The sequence below is a fragment of the Arthrobacter sp. CAL618 genome (assembly GCF_000468215.1).
Classification (GTDB): Bacteria; Actinomycetota; Actinomycetes; order Actinomycetales; family Micrococcaceae; genus Arthrobacter_D.
This window is the reverse complement of sequence record NZ_ASZW01000280.1, coordinates 5007-22847: the sequence shown is the minus strand read 5'-3', so window position 1 is coordinate 22847 and position 17841 is coordinate 5007. Positions and strand designations below refer to the sequence as shown.

Annotated in this window: 18 protein-coding genes; 13 read left to right on the top strand and 5 right to left on the bottom strand. The window is 61.2% G+C overall.

The features are described 5' to 3' along the window. Positions 1-1488 (bottom strand): phosphoenolpyruvate synthase (gene ppsA, locus K728_RS23405; RefSeq protein WP_443111013.1); only part of this gene is annotated, 1488 nt, incomplete at its 3' end. Between the two features lie 119 nt (positions 1489-1607). Between ppsA and K728_RS0117325 the strand changes: the two genes are divergently transcribed. The 4 genes from K728_RS0117325 to K728_RS0117305 all read left to right on the top strand — a co-directional run bounded on the left by K728_RS0117325 (position 1608) and on the right by K728_RS0117305 (position 5515). Beyond that, entirely contained in the window at positions 1608-2078 is a 471-nt protein-coding gene (locus tag K728_RS0117325) for a GyrI-like domain-containing protein (protein ID WP_024477456.1), read from the top strand. A 137-nt stretch (positions 2079-2215) separates the two neighbouring features. Next, positions 2216-3178 (top strand): ABC transporter ATP-binding protein, encoded by a 963-nt coding sequence (locus K728_RS0117315; RefSeq protein WP_024477455.1) that lies wholly within the window; start codon positions 2216-2218, stop codon positions 3176-3178. Positions 3179-3197: 19 nt separating this feature from the next. Then, complete coding sequence (locus K728_RS0117310) at positions 3198-4352, top strand: ABC transporter permease (protein WP_024477454.1); 1155 nt, start codon at positions 3198-3200, stop codon at positions 4350-4352. 8 nt (positions 4353-4360) lie between these two features. Further along, a complete protein-coding gene (locus tag K728_RS0117305) occupies positions 4361-5515 on the top strand; it encodes an ABC transporter permease (RefSeq protein ID WP_019482477.1) in 1155 nt (384 codons plus the stop codon). On the opposite strand, the gene K728_RS0117300 is transcribed toward K728_RS0117305, so the two are convergent. Beyond that, positions 5512-5865, bottom strand: coding sequence for a hypothetical protein (locus K728_RS0117300; protein ID WP_019482478.1), 354 nt, complete (start codon positions 5863-5865; stop codon positions 5512-5514). The genes K728_RS0117305 and K728_RS0117300 overlap by 4 nt on opposite strands. 101 nt (positions 5866-5966) lie before the next feature. On the opposite strand from K728_RS0117300, the gene K728_RS0117295 reads away from it, so the two are divergent. Beyond that, positions 5967-6320: a hypothetical protein gene (locus K728_RS0117295; protein ID WP_024477452.1), complete on the top strand. Its 354-nt coding sequence runs from the start codon at positions 5967-5969 to the stop codon at positions 6318-6320. On the opposite strand, the gene K728_RS0117290 is transcribed toward K728_RS0117295, so the two are convergent. Next, positions 6317-7261, bottom strand: a complete 945-nt coding sequence (locus K728_RS0117290) for a 1-phosphofructokinase family hexose kinase (RefSeq protein WP_272942570.1) — start codon at positions 7259-7261, stop codon at positions 6317-6319. The genes K728_RS0117295 and K728_RS0117290 overlap by 4 nt on opposite strands. Positions 7262-7716: 455 nt before the next feature. On the opposite strand from K728_RS0117290, the gene K728_RS0117285 reads away from it, so the two are divergent. The 5 genes from K728_RS0117285 to K728_RS0117265 all read left to right on the top strand — a co-directional run bounded on the left by K728_RS0117285 (position 7717) and on the right by K728_RS0117265 (position 12555). Then, positions 7717-8943, top strand: coding sequence for an HNH endonuclease (locus K728_RS0117285; protein ID WP_156809019.1), 1227 nt, complete (start codon positions 7717-7719; stop codon positions 8941-8943). A 76-nt stretch (positions 8944-9019) separates the two neighbouring features. After that, positions 9020-9700 carry a DNA alkylation repair protein gene (locus K728_RS0117280; protein ID WP_019482482.1) on the top strand — a complete coding sequence of 227 codons (681 nt, stop codon included), beginning with the start codon at positions 9020-9022 and terminating at the stop codon, positions 9698-9700. A 2-nt stretch (positions 9701-9702) separates the two neighbouring features. After that, on the top strand, positions 9703-10401 hold the full coding sequence (locus K728_RS0117275; protein WP_024477451.1) for an endonuclease/exonuclease/phosphatase family protein: 699 nt from the start codon (positions 9703-9705) through the stop codon (positions 10399-10401). A 253-nt stretch (positions 10402-10654) separates the two neighbouring features. Then, on the top strand, positions 10655-11161 hold the full coding sequence (locus K728_RS0117270) for a flavodoxin family protein (RefSeq protein ID WP_024477450.1): 507 nt from the start codon (positions 10655-10657) through the stop codon (positions 11159-11161). Positions 11162-11310: 149 nt separating this feature from the next. Beyond that, positions 11311-12555, top strand: coding sequence for a glycosyltransferase (locus K728_RS0117265; protein ID WP_024477449.1), 1245 nt, complete (start codon positions 11311-11313; stop codon positions 12553-12555). A gap of 249 nt (positions 12556-12804) precedes the next feature. On the opposite strand, the gene K728_RS0117260 is transcribed toward K728_RS0117265, so the two are convergent. Next, on the bottom strand, positions 12805-13524 hold the full coding sequence (locus K728_RS0117260) for a TetR/AcrR family transcriptional regulator C-terminal domain-containing protein (protein ID WP_024477448.1): 720 nt from the start codon (positions 13522-13524) through the stop codon (positions 12805-12807). A gap of 85 nt (positions 13525-13609) precedes the next feature. On the opposite strand from K728_RS0117260, the gene K728_RS0117255 reads away from it, so the two are divergent. After that, positions 13610-14311, top strand: a complete 702-nt coding sequence (locus tag K728_RS0117255; protein ID WP_024477447.1) for a DUF4386 domain-containing protein — start codon at positions 13610-13612, stop codon at positions 14309-14311. An 88-nt stretch (positions 14312-14399) separates the two neighbouring features. After that, positions 14400-15386: an NAD(P)-dependent alcohol dehydrogenase gene (locus K728_RS0117250; RefSeq protein WP_024477446.1), complete on the top strand. Its 987-nt coding sequence runs from the start codon at positions 14400-14402 to the stop codon at positions 15384-15386. 550 nt (positions 15387-15936) lie between these two features. Here K728_RS0117250 and K728_RS23400 read toward each other — a convergent pair. After that, positions 15937-16326, bottom strand: coding sequence for a DUF6994 family protein (locus K728_RS23400; RefSeq protein ID WP_193353950.1), 390 nt, complete (start codon positions 16324-16326; stop codon positions 15937-15939). 433 nt (positions 16327-16759) lie between these two features. Here K728_RS23400 and K728_RS0117230 point away from each other — a divergent pair, with 433 nt between their 5' ends. Beyond that, positions 16760-17794: an IS110 family transposase gene (locus tag K728_RS0117230; protein WP_024477445.1), complete on the top strand. Its 1035-nt coding sequence runs from the start codon at positions 16760-16762 to the stop codon at positions 17792-17794. Positions 17795-17841 lie beyond the last annotated feature (47 nt).

Here is a 17841-nt window from a genome sequence, read left to right as displayed (position 1 = left end):
GGGGCTGGCGATATTGACCATGACCGCGGTGTTGGTCTCCGGCAGGGCGCCGAGGTCAACTTCCTCCACCTCAAAGGCGAGCGTTCCCTCGTACACTCCCCCATCCTCACCGCCAGCACACGAGATGGTAATCGCCGATCCATCCTCAAGCAGCGAGGTTCCGTTCCCGGTACCCACCACGGCTGGTACGCCCAATTCCCGGCTGACAATCGCCGCATGGCTGGTGGGACCGCCATGATCGGTCACGATCCCCGCCGCCCGTTTCATCACCGGTACCCAATCCGGATCGGTCATCCTGGTGACCAGAATGGCGCCGTCCCGAAACTTGTCGATGTCCTGCGCATCAAGCACAACACAGGCGTCGCCGTGTGCGATTGCCTCGCCAATGGCCGCGCCTGAGAGGAGACGCCGCCCCGACTCCCGCAGGTGATACACGTTGAACGTGGTTTCGCTGCGTTGCGCCTGAACGGTCTCCGGGCGGGCCTGGACCATGAAGAGCTCCCCGGTTGATCCGTCCTTGGCCCACTCCATATCCATCGGCCGCTCGTAATGCTCCTCCACCGAGACAGCCCAGCGGGCCAGCGTCAGGATCTCGTGGTCGGAAAGTACAATTGACTCCCGCTCCAGATCGGTCGTTTCTATCGTCCGCGTGCGTGCGTGCCCACCGCGGCTGTACACCATTTTTCGTTCCTTGGAGCCCACCGTCTTCTCGATGATCGGAACAAAGTGGGGTGTGGCAAGCAACGGCTTGAAGACCTGGTATTTATCCGGGTTGATACTTCCCTGAACGACAGTCTCTCCCAGGCCCCAGGCTGCGCTGATCACCACGCTGCGCGGAAAACCTGACTCCGTGTCGATGGAAAACATCACCCCCGACGCACCAAGATCCGAACGCACCATCAGCTGCACGCCGATCGACAGGGCGACGCTCACATGGTCGAATCCCTTCATCTCCCGGTAGCTGATCGCCCGATCGGTGAACAACGAGGCGAAACACCGTCTGCAGGCTTCAAGGAGTTCGCGTTCTCCCGAAATGTTCAAAAACGTCTCCTGCTGACCTGCGAAGCTTGCGTCGGGGAGGTCCTCTGCCGTCGCACTGCTACGCACTGCCACCGAGGCTGACGGCCTGCCGGTCCGGGAAGACAGCGCCCGATAGTGCCCAGTGATCTCGGCGGCGATGTCTGCAGGAAATTCGCCTTCCAGTATCAATGCCCGAATGGTCTCTCCTGCTTCCCGCAACGTCGACTCGCCAGCATGATACCGGTTGACCGTGTCACGAATGCCGGGTTCAATGCCGTTGACGGCGATGAAGGCCCGGTAGGCCGACGCAGTAGTGGCGAAACCGTCGGGGACCCGCACACCCGACCCGAGGAGGGAACGCGTGAGCTCGCCGAGTGACGCGTTCTTACCTCCGACCGAAGGCACGTCAGCTATTCCCACGTCTTGCAGCCACACCACGTACACGTCTGCACTCGCTGTTGAAGTCATGGCTCCATCTTGGCGAGCCAGACCCGGCAGAAGCAGAGTCTAAAGTCCCGCCAGCAACCCTGCCTGAATAGGGTCGTAAGGCCCTGTCACCGCTAACTCCCGGCCGACACCCTATTGGAATGAATGACAATGCACCCCAACCCACAAAAGTTCATACCCTGGAACAACCTGTTGCAGTGGTTCGCGAGCGTGTTCCGATGGACTCGCTCACTGACTTCTTCGGTCGTGCATTCCATCGGGTAATGGCCGCGACCCAGACGCAGGGCACCAACCCTGCCGGTCCACCCTTCGCTCTATACCATGGGATGCCGAGCGAGACCATCGACGTGGAGGCTGGGTTCCCGATCGCAGGACACTTCGCAGAAGCCGACGGAGTGTCGCAGTCGGTGTTACCCGAAACCGATGCCTTTGAGGCCATCCATGTTGGTCCGTTCGACACCCTTGGCCAAACCTACGAGCTCCTTCAGGCCGCAATTGAGTCGGCGGGCCTCACCCCCGCGGATATCGCCTGGGAGTCCTATTTAACTGATCCGGAGGCGGAGCCCGACCCGTCAAAGTGGATAACCAAAGTTGTCTGGCCAGTGGCCTAAGTGGTTCCCTCCCCACCCGAGGATCACCTCATGAACGTTCTTGTTGCCTTCGCGACCAGGCACGGCTCAGCAATTTTGGGCAGTGCAGCCTATCTGACCCGCCGGCTGAAATCGGCTAACGATCCCGTGGAACCGTCATGACGGCCGCCAGCCAGCTTCAGAGCGCTCCAATCCTGGGAGTGAACTCCCTGGTGAAGCGCTACGACAACCACACCGTTGTCGACGACGTCTCCTTCCACATTGAAGCCGGCGAAACGTATGGGCTCTTGGGCCCCAACGGCGCAGGTAAAACGACAATCATTTCAATGGTGGCGGGACTGATCCCCGCCGACTCCGGATCGGTCGAACTCATGGGTGCGGTCATGACGCCGACCAGCACCCGGGTAAAAGGGCACATTGGGCTGGTCCCCCAGGAACTTGCCATTTACCCGGATCTGACGGCAAGAGAAAATCTGGTGTTCTTTGGCCGGTTGCAAGGGCTGAAGGGGAAGGAGCTCAAACAGCGGACGGACCTGGTCCTGAACCTCATCGGCCTCGGCGACCGTGCACGAGAGCAGACCAAGAAATTCTCCGGTGGGATGAAACGCAGGTTGAACATTGGCATCGGGCTGCTCCACCGGCCCACCCTGCTGATTTTGGATGAGCCGACCGTGGGGGTAGACCCACAATCGCGCAACTCCATCCTGGAATCCGTTGAAAATCTTGCCTCAGAGGGAATGGCCGTCCTCTACACCACCCATTACATGGAGGAAGCCGAACGGCTCTGCGACCGGATCGCAATCATCGATCAGGGCCGGATTCAGGCAGAGGGCACCCGAAATCAGTTGGTTGAACTGACCGGCGGGGTGGACCGCATCGATCTGCGCGGCACCGGCAGCACCAGCGACGCAGCCACGGCGCTCCGTCAGCTCCCGGGCGTGCAGGAGGTCGATAGTGGCCCCTCAAACCTCCTGTTAACCGTCCACAACGGGCCAGGTCTTTTGGCACCCATCGTGGCCAAAGCCGGAGGCGCGGGAATGGCGCTGACCTCGGTGGAAATCGTCAGGCCCGATCTAGAATCGGTTTTCCTGCACCTCACCGGCAAAGCCCTGCGGGATTGATGTGCGCGGGCTCAGGACCATGGTCTCCAATGACCTCAGGCTGCGGATCCGGGACCGGTCGGTGTTCATCTTCTCCCTCCTCGTTCCACTGGCCTTGATGGGGGTCCTAAACCTCTCCTTTGGCGGGGGCGGAACGGACAACGTTGACTTGCAGCCCGCCGTCGTCGTCGCAAGTTCTGAAAACAGCGGCCAGCTCGGGGAAGCGCTGCTCGAGGCCCTCGATACCCTCCCCATGATGGACGTCACCGTCACCAGAGTGGCTGCCAACGAGGTCAGCGGCGAAACAAAGGACACCGGGGCTGAGCTGGGGCTCATCCTGCCGGAAGGGTTCACGACTGCGGTAACTTCCGGGGAGACCTCTACCGTCCAGGTCATCGAAGGTGATGTTGCAAGCATCGAAACCAATGTGCTGATCTCGGTGGTGGACGGGGTGCTTCAGCAGTTCGCTGCGGGCACCGTGACTGCCACGGCAGGCGGTATGGCCGGGCTTCCGGAGGACGAGCTAACCGGCCTGGCGCAACGGACAGCCGCTGGCCCGGCCGCCTTGACCCTTTCGGAAGGCCAGGCATCCGCCGAGCAACTGTCACTCAGCGGCTCACTAGTGGCTGGTCAGACCGGTTTGTTCCTGTTGTTCACCGTCGGGTTTGGTGTTCTGGGACTGCTGGCGGAGCGGGAAGGTGGCACCCTGACCAGGCTACGGTCAGCTCCCGTCGCTCCCGGTACCATCATCTGGGCGAAGGCCCTGGTCGGGTTCATTCTGGGGGTGGTTGCCTCGTCCATCCTGCTGACGGTCGGTAGCCTGTTGTTTGACGTCTCGTTTGGGTCCCCGGCTGTGGTGGGGCTCCTGATCCTGGCGGTTGCGGCGGCGGCAACGAGCCTGACCTTTGTCGTCGCGAAACTCGTGCGAAGCGCCGAACAGGCGAATGTCGCCCAATCGATCCTGGCCATGGTGCTGGGAGTCGCAGGCGGAGCCTTTTTTCCTTTGCAGACCTCAGGGATTGTCGCGACACTGATGGACTTTAACCCTATTTCAGCGTTCATTCGCGGACTCGGCATCACCTCCGGAGGCGGTGGGGTGGCGGACGTCGCTGTCCCCCTGGCGATCATGCTGGGATTTGCAGTCCTTGCCACCGTGATATCGCGCCTGCTGCCGGACCGGGGTGCCCGCTTGTGAAACACATCATGGGAATTGCCCTGGTAGAGGTTCAACGTTTCCTCCGGGACAGGTCGAACATCTTTTTTGTCTTCATTTTTCCTTTGCTCCTCATTCTGTTGCTCGGCTCCCAATTCGGGGCCAATAGCGGACGGTCCCAGGTGGCGCTGTCGGGCGGGTCCGGTACTGCCCTGGAAAGTGCTTTGAAGGTTCAGCTGGAAGAAGATGGCCTCCAGGTGTCGTTTGCCGGTGAGGAAACGGTGAAACAGCAGCTGGGCCGTGCCCGAATCGACGTCGGCATTTTCATCAGCGATGACGACGCCGCGGACTACTCCGCGGGTCAGGAGGCCGACCTCGAGGTGATATCAGCGTCGCAGGCCTCGGCACAGGCCGTACTGCAGGAGGTGCGGACGTCAGTCCAGACGGTCAGCACAGCACAGCTACAGCGATCGCTCCTCCAGGAAGCGGGCGTCAGCGCGGCCGAGGCGACCACCGCCCTGGAGCGGGCGGAAACTTCTGTGGTACCCCCCGGACTGGAAATCGTGGACACCGACGACGTATCGCAGGAATTTTTGGGCTTGGGACGGTTCGATCTGGGCGCCACCCAGCAACTTCTGCTTTTCGTCTTCCTGAGCTCCCTCACCGGGGCTGCGACCCTCATCAACGCGCGGCGTCTCGGGGTGATCTCCCGCGTGATGGCCGCCCCGGTGACAAGCTGGCAGGCTGTGGCGGGGCAGGCACTGGGACGGTTCGGCATTGCCGTTGTCCAGGGGGCGTACATCATGGTTGGCACTGCTGTGCTGTTTGGCGTGCAGTGGGGCGATCCGTGGTTGGCAGGACTCGTTTTGGCGTTCTTCTGTGCGGTCTCCGCTGCTGCAGCGATGGTGATCGGCTCGGTCATGGATAACGACAGCGCCGCCTCGGGAGTGGGCGTGGGCCTCGGTCTCGTGTTGGCCGGTCTGGGCGGCTCGATGGTGCCCCCGGAGTTCTTCTCCGACACCCTTCAGACAGTGTCCCGGGTGACCCCGCACCGGTGGGCTTACGACGCGTTCGCTGAGATCCAACGACATGAAGGCACGTTGACTGACATTCTTCCGCAGCTTGCGGTGCTCGCAGGGATGGCTGTGGCTTTGCTGACCCTCGGCTCCATCCTGCTACGGCGCAGCCTCAGCAGGGCGCTCTAGACCAGACGCGCGCGTGCAATATTCCGGGCGTGGGTCCAGACAGCAAAAAAGATCAGCGGCACATGGATTGCGGGCAGGTTGTGGGCGAACCACCTGGGTAGGTAGATATCGGTCACCGAACCGGTGGAATCGCCGAGGCGTTGGGCCAGTGGGGTGAGCGGACAATGAAACCCGTTGCCGGCAAAAACAACAAGCTCGCTGCCGACAACGGCTGCAGCGACTCCCGCCCGCTGGTCTGTCCTTCCCCGTAACCCGGAGTAAAGCAGGTAAACCATGCATGCTTCGATGGAGAACCAGGCGGCGGTATGGAAGGACTTGACCGCCCGTAAGGCCCGCTGGTGTTCAGCCATGGGTGGCTCCTTTCGCCCTCGTTGGCCTCCAGAGTGCACCCATCTGCGGCCAAGTGGCAGAGTCCAAGGGCCTGTCCGCACAGCTGCCCTATGCTTGGACCATGGACTTCCTTCGCCTTCTGCTCGTCTTTCTCCACATTCTCGGTACGGCCGCCATCGTGGGCGGCTGGTTGGCCACATTCAAGCACCCCACCGTCACGCAGTGGCAGTGGATCGGCGCCCTCACCCAACTGGTCACGGGCCTGCTGCTGGTGGGTCTCGCTGAGATGGGCGACGGCGACGGCCCGAACCACGCCAAAATAGCCGTCAAGCTGGTCCTGACCATCGGCGTGGTTGTCGCCGCGTTCATCGGCCGCCGTAAGGCCAAGTCCGGACACGACGTCGCTAAGGGACTGGCGCACGGCGTCGGCGGTCTTGCACTGATCAACGTCGCGGTAGCAGTCTTCTGGAGCTAGCCCGAGTCAGTGCCGGGCGAGGGGACGCGCTGGGCCATCAGTTCCGCTTCGAGACGCGCTATGTCGTTTCGATGACAGAGTTCTGTGCCGGGTGTCATCGCTGCAGCGCTTCCGGCAGCTAGGGCTGTCAGGAAGGCGCTATCAACGGGTGAGCCCTGCGCAAGTCGGAGAACAAATGCCCCGAGAAAACTGTCGCCTGCTCCCACCGTGCTGACGACCTGCACTGACGGGGCCGGTAGCCGGATGGTGCCGGCCTCGGATGCAAGCACTGCCCCGGCATGGCCTAGGGTCAGTGCGACATATTCCGCTGCCCGGTCGGCGACCAGGCCCGACGCCGCCTCAATCTGAGCCTGCTCAGTGTCAAGCGCCCGGCCGAGATGAGTCGCCAGCTCCCGCCGGCTGGGCTTGACCAGAAACACCCCTTCTGCCAGCGCCTCGGACAGTGCTGCACCCGAGGCATCCACGACACAGCGGGCGCCGACCTTCCTGGCCAGGCGCGCCACCCGGGCATAAAAATCGTCCGGCACCCCGGGAGGGAGGCTTCCGCTGGCTATGACATACCCTTCCGGCAGAATCGCCTCCGAAACGAGCGCGAGACAGGCTCGCCACTCGGATTTGCTGAGCTCTGGGCCTTCGAGCACAAACCGGAATTGGGCGCCCGTCCCCGTCTCGTCGACGGTGAAACTTTCGCGGGTACTTCCTTCGATGGGTGCAACGAGGACCGGGATCCGCTCGGCTTCGATGAGGCGACGATACGCCTCCCCGGTTGGACCGCCGGCCGTGCATACGGCGAGCACCTGTCCGCCGAGTCGCTGGATAACCCTTGCCGCGTTCATTCCTCCGCCGCCCGGTTCCAGTCGGCTCGCGGAGCACCGAAGTTTATGACCACCGATGACCTGGTCAGTGGACGTGTAAACGTCCAACGCAGGGTTCACCGTCAAACTAAGAATCGGTTTGGGATGCCGCGGCGTGGGCGCCCGTTGAGAGTCTCCAGAGTCGGAGCTGGCCGCTTTGCCATTCATTGAGTACTACCCCCTGCGGTGGGTTTACGCCCAACTTACTCCCTGGTCAGTGCTACGTCACGAGGTGCCATTTTGCCGGTTTTTGGTTCGAATATTTGTTTGAGAGAGTTGTCCACATAGGCCCCATAATTCTCCGCAGTGTCGGAGCGGTTTGGGACAATGGAGGTATGGACGGCAGCAGGGCTCCATCAGTGACTGAGAAGGAACTTCCCTTCCCGGGAACGGCTCCGCGCGGCCCGTCAAGCCTGGGCAATACCGCTGATGGCAATACCGCTGATGACAGTACCGCTGATGGCAGCGCTGGCCCGGATGCTGGCACGCGTGCCTTACTCGACGCCCTCACGGCACTGAGGCCAGCCACGAACCCGGCCGGGATGATCGACCAGCTCCGCGGCCTGGAGGACCTCAAATCCGCCATCGCCGGAGTACAGGCCCGGATCGCGGTTGCCTTCGACCGCTCTGAACGCCACCACCAGGCCCAGACCGGGGTGCCAACCGCGGAGCAGGGCAAAAGTATCGGCGCGCAGGTCGCGTTGGCCCGGCGGGAATCCCCCTCCCGCGGCAACCGGCTCCTGGGCCTCGCCCAGGCCCTGGTCACCGAGATGCCCCACACTCTGGCTGCCCTGCACACCGGCCAGCTCAACGAATGGCGAGCCACCCTGTTAGTGAAAGAAACAGCATGCCTCTCCAGCTCCGACCGGACCGCCGTCGATGAAGAACTCAGCCCCGACACCGGGACCTTCACCGGGTGCGGGGACAAAACCATCATCGCCGCGGCCAAGGCTGCCGCCTACCGTCGGGACCCCCGCTCCGTGGTCAACCGCGCAGCCCACGCAGCCAACGAACGATTCGTCAGCATCCGCCCAGCACCGGACACCATGGCCTACCTCACCGCCCTGCTGCCGGTGAAGGAAGCCGTCACCGCCTACACGGCACTATCCCGGCACGCCGATACCGCCAGGGCGACCGGGGACACCCGATCCCGAGGCCAACTCATGGCCGACACCCTCGTCGAACGCACCACCGGGGTACCCGGGGGTGTCTCCCGCGTCGAACTGCAAGTGATCATCACCGACCGCGCCCTCCTCCAAGGTGACAGCGAACCGGCCAGAATCCCCGGCTACGGCATCGTCCCCTCGTCCTGGGCCCGGGACCTCATCCACCCCACTGACATCCACCCCGACATCAACCCCGCTGGCAGTGACCCTGCTGACGCTGAGCGGCATGCCTTCGACGTCTGGGTCCGGCGCCTTTACACCACACCAACAAGCGGTGATCTGGTCGCCCTGGACTCCAAAGCGCGGCTCTTCACCCCGGCGCAACGCCGGTTCATCACCGCAAGGGACCACACCTGCCGCACCCCGTACTGCGACGCGCCAATCCGACACTACGACCACATCATTCCCTGGCACCAAAGCGGCCGGACGTCGATCACCAACGGCGCCGGACTCTGCGAAGCCTGCAACCACACCAAAGAACAACCCGGCTGGGGAGCCCACCCACGCCCAGGACCCAGACACACCCTCCGAATCACCACTCCGACCGGACACAGGTACACATCCACCGCCCCACCCCTCCCCGGCGCCCGGTACCGGATCTGACCCTGCGGGGTCTTTGTCTTCCCAGTAGTCTTGGCAGTCACACGATGCAATGGGTCATGAGGAAGAGGAACCCGTGATGACGGAGACGACAACAGACGAGGTACTTGCCGAGCTGGCCTCCCTCGAGGATCCCGGAATCAGAGTGGTGAATGCGAGGCACGGGGACGATCACGGAGTAAATCTGGGGAAGCTGCGCGCCGTAGCCAAGCGTTTGAAGACTCAACACGACCTTGCAGTGAGCCTCTGGGCAACCGGTGATACAGCTGCAAGGTTGGTCGCGCTTCTGATCTGCCGCCCGAAGGCTTTCGAACGTGACGAGCTGGACTCGATGCTCAGGGAAGCTCGTGCACCCAAAGTGCATGACTGGCTCGTCAACTATGTGGTGAAGAAGAGCCCGTTCGCCGAAGATTTACGGATCGTTTGGTTTGCCGACCTGAATCCCGTCGTGGCGGCTGCCGGTTGGGCACTGACTTCGGAACGAGTGATCAAGAGTCCCGATGGCCTGGACCTTCAGGCCCTGCTCGATGTTATTGAAGCAGAGATGAAGGACGCCCCGGATCGGCTTCAGTGGGCGATGAACCACTGTCTGGCGATGATTGGGATTGAACACGTCGAGCATCGTGCTCGAGCGCTTGATATCGGTGAGCGCCTTGAGGTCCTCAAGGACTACCCGACTCCCCCAAACTGCACCTCACCGTTCGCGCCGAGCTGGATCAACGAGATGGTGAGCCGGCAGGGGACCCAGGAAACTGGGTAAGCATGCGGATCGTCTCCTGGAACTGCGCGATGGGTTTCTCAAAGAAGGCCCACCTCATAGAGGCTCTGCAGCCTGATGTCGCCGTTCTTCCTGAAGTTTCTATGAAGCACATTGCGGAGGCCGCCGTCCCATTTAAAGCGTGGGTTGGGTCAAACCCGAACAAAGGCCTCGGCGTGCTGGGCTTCACAGATCGAGCGTATGAGCGCCATGAGCCGTGGGAGAACTTGCCATGGCATCTACCGTTCACCGTTGACAAGTTGAATATCGTCGGACTATGGGCACACGTCCATTCGCGCGATCTCCGCTATGTCCGGGTTACTCATGAAATTGTCACCCGACACAGCCAGTTTCTTCAAAGCGGACCCTCTCTGCTCATCGGTGACTTTAATAGCAATACCGCGTGGGATGGGGGACACCCCGGTCGAAACCACTCCCTGCTTGTCGATAGGTTGGGTGCCCTCGGTTTGAGGAGCGTTTACCACACCACGAATGGCAAAGCGCATGGCGCAGAGACTGAGAAGACCTATTTTCACACCCGTAAGCTGCACTTCGCGCATCATATCGACTATGCGTTTCTTGGGGGCGCGTCGGCGACGCTTCAGATAGGGAACAACGACGAGTGGTTGAAGCATAGCGACCATATGCCGTTGATCCTTGACGTTGACTTGAGGGCCCAGCCCTCAGCGGGTATTCATCCGTAGCTTTCGAACCTGCCAATCGCAAGGCCAGGGTTAGGCGTCGATCGTCTTGTTTCGTGCACGGATGACTGCTGGCGTCCTACAGAAGGAAAAATTCAACCTATCCGTACTGAGCGTAGCTCGATGACCACGCTTCAGCCGATGCATAAACGCTCTCAGGCGTGAACACCATGAAACAGGCGGGGCAGACGTGGGGAGGTATCCCGGATAGGCTGTGAATACGGCCTTAATCGTGGTCTCTATATTAGGAGTAACGATGCGCGCACTTGTGGTCTACGAGTCTCTGTGGGGCAATACCGAGAAGGTAGCGCGAGCCATCGGCGCCAGACTTGCCGTCAATGCCGACGTTGAGGTGCTTGACTCGGATGCAGCACCAACGTTAGTTGATGGATACGACTTGTTGGTGGTTGGTGGCCCGACGCACGCTTTCTCTATGACCCGCGCATCCACCCGAGCTGACGCCGTCAAGTCCCACTCGGCCCCGCATGAGCCGGCCCGTGGCATCCGGGATTGGCTCAACCAGGTCGAACGACCCAGTACTGAGATCCCCGCCTTCGCGTTCGATACCCGGGTCGACAAACCGAGACTCCCCGGTTCCGCGGCAAAGGCGGCGAGACACGAGTTGCGCTCACTTGGATTCGACACACAAGTCAAGCAGCAAACCTTCCGCGTCCATGGCTACGAAGGGCCCCTCCTGAACGGTGAGATCGAACGCGCAACGGAGTGGGCAGGCGATCTGCTTGCGCGGCTTGGCGCTCCATAAGGCACACGGAGTACCTCCTGTAGACCGGATGGACAATCTTCGAAGCCCCCTCCGTCCGGCTGGACCCCTGAGGTTAGTAGGCTCCATCTACCGGACGGTCTGCGGGTTTCGGGGGCCGAGTTTGGTCTGCAACCACTGAGGAGGTCACCGTGTCAGTTCTCCTTTTCGCACCGGTCACGTTCAATCTGGCTGAAACAACCCGCATGATCGAGGTTGCAAAAGCACTTCGCGATCGTCATGAGTGCGTCTTCTTGGGGTACGAACCGGACTTCTCTCATTTCATCATCGACGCTGGGTTTACCTTCCATCAATTGCAGCCGATGTGGAATGAGCTAGAAAAAGCTCGGGCGCTGGCGCTGGATCAAGGCCGAGGGGTGCGCAACCCGTTCACCGTTGATTTGGTGCGCCGCCGGGTGGCGGCGGAACGCCGCCTGATTCGTGAGACCGCAGCTGTAGCCGTGGTGCACGGTACCAACGTCACCTCTCTGATCTCTGCACGCGCCGAAGGGATTCCTCTCTTCTACCCGGTACCATTTGCACTGACACGTCCTCATGTTGAGCAGACCAAACACGGCCTCTTCGCTATCCCAGGGTGGGTAGAGCCGGTGGTAATGCCTGCATTCAGGGCTCTTTACAACGCTGCTCCCCTGGTCCCACGCGCCTTCAAAATCGCGGCCCGGGAAAACTCAGTGCGCCCGCTTCGCAGCATGGCGTCGATGTTCGAGGCAGACTACAACCTGCTCACCGTTATGCCATGGGAACTGGAGGGCTATTCGTTGCCATCCAACTATGAGAGGGTCGGGCCCATCTTCGCGCACCTGCCCGGGGAGTTGCCCGACGTCGTTCACGATCTTGCGTCCTCTCCCCGGCCGCTGGTCTACCTTGCGCTCGGGTCTTCAGCAAGCAGACGTCTGGCTCTGGGTACCCTTCGATCCCTGGGTAAACTACCCATCAACGTCGTCGCACCTGTGGCCCATTACCTTACTGATGGCGACCGCAAGGAGGTACCCGCCAATGTGACAGTGACCGGTCTGCTGCCGGCTCACCGGCTAGGGGGACTGGTGGATGCGGCAGTCCTTCATGGTGGTCAAGGGACTGTGCAGACGGCATGCGCCACGGGAGTCCCCTTCGTGGGGATGGGATTGCAGCCGGAACAGAGGTGGAATGTTGCCGTATGTGAACGCCGTGGCAACGCGATAGCTTTACGACCCCGCCAGGTCGGCACTCCTACCTTCGCGCGGTCGGTTCGAACTGCCATCGAAGATTCGGGTACGCGCGATGCCGCGACGCGCACCAAACTGGCCTACGCGTGTGAAAACGGTGCGATCGCCGCGGCGTCCGCGATCGAACGCGTTCTGGCCGCTCCCAACCCCCGGGGCTTCGAAGCTCCTTGAGTCTTCATCTGCCCTCCCATCCGTCATCAGTCCCGACGGAAACTATCGGATTGGTTCTGCATCCTGCCCCACACAACTTGTGCTTCCTGGTGCTGGAAGGATTGGCACCAGGTGTGGCACTGCGATCTAAGGGAGCGAGCCCAGGCACCATATCCAGGCACCAGCGTAGCGGACGTCTTCGCCATCTCTCGATCGATCCCGAAGGCTAACCCGACGGACCAAAGGGACCATGCGTAGCCTCAGTCTTCGTCAAGCGCTTTCGGTCAGCACGCCTTGAGGGTGACGATCCCCCGGATGTCGTTCGAGCCATCCCTCGAGTCCGTCGAGGAGGAGGTCGAGGCCGAGCGGAAACTCGTCGCCATAGGAGTAGCCCGGTTGAAGCACATGCTCCGCCGTCAGCTCGGCGAGGTACGGGTACTCGTTGACGGGAAGTTGGGCGAGCATGGCGTGCGCCATGGCAGCCGTCTCTTCCTGAGTGTGAAACGGCAGGTTCTTCTCCTGCATCGCGAAGCCGTAGATGTAGCTGTCCAATGCAGAGAACGCGTGGGCTGCCATGGCAATGGAAAATCCCGCGTTCCGCAACGTGCCGATCACCCGGTCGTGATGCCGCAGCGTGGCTGGCCCCGGATTGGTCCCTGAGTCCTTCAAACCGGTGGCCCATGGGTGGCGTGAGAGCGTGTCGCGGAATGAGACCGATCGCTTGCGGATCGCCGTCTTCCAATCGTCGCTGTGCAAAGGCAGTTCGATCTCGTTGAACACGGCGTCGACCATAGCATTGAGCAGGTCTTCTTTGTTCGCGACGTGGTTGTAAAGCGACATCGCTTCCACCCCAAGTTCTTCCCCGAGCCTGCGCATCGTCAGTGATTCGATGCCCGAGTCATCGGCAAGCGCAATTGCTGCACCCAGCACCAGCTCGCGGTTCAGGCGGCCGCGTGATGCCGCCTCGGTCTTGGTCGAGAGTCTCGCCATAATTTCTCCGTTCTGGTCTATTGACAACCTTACCATGTAGGCGTACTTTACTTACACCATCAGCTTACAACGTAAGGATATCAAAATGAACCGCACCTCGCTCGACTCGAGCAAGACCGACGTCGCGCAACGCCCGATGAACTTCACCACCTGGTCGCCGCGTACTGCGGCGATTGTGGCCGGACTCGGACTCGCGGTCATGGCGGTGGTGGCTGGTTTCGCCAACTTCGGCGCGATTGTTCCCCTGATCGCTCGCGGTGATGCCGAACAGACCGCGCAGAACGTCTCCGGCGCCCCGCTCCTGTTCTTCGCGGGTGTCGTCAGCTTTTTCATCGTGGCCCTGCTCGACGTCATCGTGGCGGGGGCGTTGTACACACTGTTCCGGCCGGTGAGCCGTCGGGTCTCGGCGGCGGCCGCCTGGATGAGATCGGTGTACGCGGTCTTGTTGTTGGTTGCGCTCAGTCAACTCCTGATCGGGTTCTCGCTCCTCGGCGATCCCGAAGCCGCCCTCCCGGTGCTGGAGTCGTTCAACACCATCTGGGTCATCAGCCAGGGCCTGTTCGGCATTTCCCTTCTGCTGGTCGGCTATCTGGCCTTCCGATCGGGTTTCGTGCCAAAGGTCTTCGGCATTCTGCTCGCCATCGCAGGCATCGGATACCTGGCCGATGCCGTCGGTGTGGCCGTTATCCCCGACTTCTCTGCCGTATTCGCCCAGTTCATGTTCGTGGGCGAGGTAGCGATTATCTTCTGGCTACTCATCGCTGGCCGCCGGCTGCCCGCCAACTGAACCGTCGACTGCCAAGGAGAAGACCATGGACAATCCCGGCACCGGAAACTTCCCCAGGTCCTAGCCACCCCTAACTCAGGAGAACCGCATGCAGGCAATCACAAGCCGCTCCTACGGCACGCCAGAAGTCGTCCACGTTGAAGAGATTGATACACCGGTCCCCAGAAAAGGGGAGGTATTGATCCGCAACTATGCAACCGTAGTCTCCCAGGCGGAATCTACCGCACGCAACGGCAAGGACCCCCTTGCTAGGCTCTACTTCGGTTTAGCACGGCCGCGCTTTCCGGTCCTGGGAACTGGCTTTGCCGGTGAAATTCAGTCAATAGGAAGCGCTGTGACCAAGTTTCGTGTTGGTGATCAGGTCACAGGATCAGCGGGACCGACCCTCGGTGCCCATGCCGAGTACGTCACGGTTTCCGAAAACGGGATCATCGCGTTGAAGCCTGCCAGCCTGGTACCGACGGACGCCGTGGCAGTCCTGGATGGTGCACTCACCGCCTTGGCCTTTCTAAGAGACGCCGCCAGCCTGAAGTCCGGTCAGTCGATATTGATCAACGGCGCCTCCGGCGCGGTGGGTACGGCGGCCGTTCAGCTCGCCAAGCATTTCGGGGCAGTTGTCACCGGGGTCTGCAGCACGGCAAACCTTGACCTGGTGAAATCCCTAGGTGCCGACATAGTGATCGATTACACCGCACAGGACTTCACAGAGCTGGGCCAGGTCTATGACGTTGTCTTTGATGCGGTAGGCAAAAGCTCATACACCCGCAGCCGGAAGCTTCTGAAGCCCGGCGGCATCTACCTGACGACCGTGCCCTCCTTACCGATTTTGATGTGGATGCTGGTGACTCGCATCTTCGGCAAAACCCGGGCAAAAATCGCGTTCACCGGGCTTCGAAGAGCCAAAGCGATGGCTCTGGATGTGAAGTTCATCAGCCATCTGGCGGCATCGGGACACTATGTCCCGGTTATCGACCGAACCTACAACCTGAAGGAAGCCGCCTCCGCGCATGCCCGTGTGCAATCAGGGCGCAAGAAAGGCAGCGTCGTCCTCACCCTGCATGACCCCGGTGAATAGCGGCCTCCGCGGCAGCGGCACTGTTCTTTCCCTGGCACCCGGAAACCCTGACCCGGAACATCGCGTCCCCGTCGTTTATCGAACGCATCATCTGAGTCCCGGTAACCATCTTGCTGGTGATAACACGCTGGGCTCTTCTGTCTCCTCGAAAAGGGCAGGAAAGGCCCGAACCCGCGAGTTTTCGCAGATCCGGGCCTCTGACCAGACTTTCAGCAGGGACTTCGAAAATAAACTTGTGAGATCTGAGGCCAGTTGGCGGTAGCCGCCAGAAAGCGAGTCCCCATGGTGTCGTAGGCTCCCTAGCAACTGCCGTTCCCAAGGTGTCGGAGCTAGTTGGCGAAATATACCAGCAACGGGATTAACCCTGCCCTTGCAGGTGCATTCTTCAGCGGGTTATCCACCCGTGGCTTTCGGACCTGCCACCTAGTAGCCCAGGATTGAGCAGCTACTTTCTTGTTATGTGCATGCACGAAATTACTGCTCGCGAAATATTCGGCGGGACCCCATCAATGAGGATGGCACCGTCCGGTTTTTCCCTGCTCGACAAACTTCAGGACACCGGCATTTCCAAAGACCCTCTGCAGTAGGAAAAATTCAACGTACCCGTCAAGGTCCTTGAACTCGGCGAAGAAGCCCGGATACCCCTCCACAACACTTCGCCGAATTTATTTGACTGCTTGCTTGACCAGTGGCACCGGATACATTCCAGGGTCACGTCGAAGGGGTCCGCGATGCTGGGGTTGAATCTCCGTACATCGTTGATCGCCATTTTTCCGCCGACGCTGTTGCCGAACTGGCCTTCCTCAGCCGTTTCCGCGTAGGCGTCGAAGACGCGGAGCTCAACTTCGTTCTTTCCTAGGGAAGCTCGCACTCGTTTGTGGAAACCCACTCCGATGTCCAGTGCTGGATCCATTTCTTCAAAAAGCTCATTGCCCTCCACCACTTCGATTAGACTGCTGAGTGTCAGGCAACCAGCAGGGTCGGTTGGTCCTAAATGAGGCAGTACTCGCCGTTTCGGACGATCTCGATGTCGTTGTAAACGGCGTCGCGCAGCACTAGCTTAGGTTTGGCTCCGTTTGCAGTTGAGATCAGTTTCCTCGCCGGCGCCCGGTCGCGATCAAAGCTCAGGCACCTGACTTGTTCCATTGATGGTGGGATGCCGCAGGATCTGCAGTCTTGTAGCGTCCAGGGTGTCAGCCGGCACAGGTCCGCAAGCTCCTTGCCGCCCGCATAGGTTGGGTTGGCTCACTGATAGCGTGCCGCGCCGCTGACACCCGCCCGGGGCGTGGCTCGACAGNAGGCATGCGAACACTTCAAGTCAGGGTGCCCGCCACGGGTGATCCATCACCTACATCGGCGTAAGGGGCCCGGACATGATCATCATCGGCATCGACCCGCACAAATCCTCCATCACCGCAGCAGCCATCGATCCTTCGGGGTGTCAGCTCGCGGTACGGCGTTTCGTCGTCAACGCAGGAACCGCCCGACAACTGCTGGCCTGGGCCGCGCAATGGCCCGAACGGACCTTCGCCATTGAAGGCGCCAATGGTTTAGGCCGTGGTACGGCTCAAGTCCTCGTAGCCCATGGCGAGGTCGTCGTGGATGTTCCCTCCACGCTGGCCATGAAAGTCAGGGTCCTCTCCACCGGCGGCGGACGTAAAAGCGACCCCGCGGACGCGTTCGCGGTCGCCCTCACGGGCCTGCGGCAGGAGAATCTGCGCGTCGTCGCAGCCGAGGACCAGACCACGATCCTGCGTCTGCTGGCCGAACGCCGCGAGGATCTGGGCCACGAACGCGCCCGACTGCTCAACCGGCTGCACCGGCTCCTGCGCGAACTCCTACCCGGCGGTGTCGAACCAGGCCTGAGCGCCGACAAGACCGCCGCGGCGCTGCGGACGATCCGGCCGGCAACAGCCACCGACGCAGTCCGACGCGAGCTCACCAAAGAGCTGCTCGCTGATCTTCGACGCATCGATTCCTCCATCAAAAGCAACGAAACGCAGACCCGTACCGCGTTAGACGCCTCCAAGACCTCCCTGCAGGAAATCCCCGGTATCGGCGTCGTCCTGGCAGCGAAGCTCCTGGGCCATGTCGGTGACATCACCCGATTCCCCAGCGCCTCACATTTCGCCAGCTACACGGGCACCGCACCCCTAGAGGCCTCCAGCGGCAACCACAACCGGCACAGGCTCAATACCGGAGGCAACCGACAACTCAACTCCGTGCTGCACACCATGGCCGTCTGCCAAAGCCGTGACCCCGGACCAGGCCGGGACTACTACCTGAAGAAAATCACTGAAGGTAAAACACCCCGAGAAGCCCGAAGAGCACTCAAACGGCGCCTCTCCAACGTCCTCTACCGGCAGATTCTGCACGACCACCGCCAAGCCGAAAAGAACGCCGCTTGACACACAGAGGCGCTATCAGGTGAATGTTTCTCCGTCGGATCCACCCG

What these genes read in the sequence shown, in the direction of transcription:
- K728_RS0117270 (WP_024477450.1), top strand. Translation starts at nt 10,655, where the DNA reads ATGCGCGCACTTGTGGTCTACGAGTCTCTGTGGGGCAATACCGAGAAG.
- K728_RS0117325 (WP_024477456.1), top strand. Translation starts at nt 1,608, where the DNA reads ATGAATGACAATGCACCCCAACCCACAAAAGTTCATACCCTGGAACAA.
- K728_RS0117280 (WP_019482482.1), top strand. Translation starts at nt 9,020, where the DNA reads ATGACGGAGACGACAACAGACGAGGTACTTGCCGAGCTGGCCTCCCTC.
- K728_RS0117275 (WP_024477451.1), top strand. Translation starts at nt 9,703, where the DNA reads ATGCGGATCGTCTCCTGGAACTGCGCGATGGGTTTCTCAAAGAAGGCC.
- K728_RS0117250 (WP_024477446.1), top strand. Translation starts at nt 14,400, where the DNA reads ATGCAGGCAATCACAAGCCGCTCCTACGGCACGCCAGAAGTCGTCCAC.
- K728_RS0117305 (WP_019482477.1), top strand. Translation starts at nt 4,361, where the DNA reads ATGGGAATTGCCCTGGTAGAGGTTCAACGTTTCCTCCGGGACAGGTCG.
- K728_RS0117295 (WP_024477452.1), top strand. Translation starts at nt 5,967, where the DNA reads ATGGACTTCCTTCGCCTTCTGCTCGTCTTTCTCCACATTCTCGGTACG.
- K728_RS0117255 (WP_024477447.1), top strand. Translation starts at nt 13,610, where the DNA reads ATGAACCGCACCTCGCTCGACTCGAGCAAGACCGACGTCGCGCAACGC.
- K728_RS0117310 (WP_024477454.1), top strand. Translation starts at nt 3,198, where the DNA reads ATGGTCTCCAATGACCTCAGGCTGCGGATCCGGGACCGGTCGGTGTTC.
- K728_RS0117230 (WP_024477445.1), top strand. Translation starts at nt 16,760, where the DNA reads ATGATCATCATCGGCATCGACCCGCACAAATCCTCCATCACCGCAGCA.
- K728_RS0117315 (WP_024477455.1), top strand. Translation starts at nt 2,216, where the DNA reads ATGACGGCCGCCAGCCAGCTTCAGAGCGCTCCAATCCTGGGAGTGAAC.
- K728_RS0117285 (WP_156809019.1), top strand. Translation starts at nt 7,717, where the DNA reads ATGATCGACCAGCTCCGCGGCCTGGAGGACCTCAAATCCGCCATCGCC.
- K728_RS0117300 (WP_019482478.1), bottom strand. Translation starts at nt 5,865, where the DNA reads ATGGCTGAACACCAGCGGGCCTTACGGGCGGTCAAGTCCTTCCATACC.
- K728_RS0117260 (WP_024477448.1), bottom strand. Translation starts at nt 13,524, where the DNA reads ATGGCGAGACTCTCGACCAAGACCGAGGCGGCATCACGCGGCCGCCTG.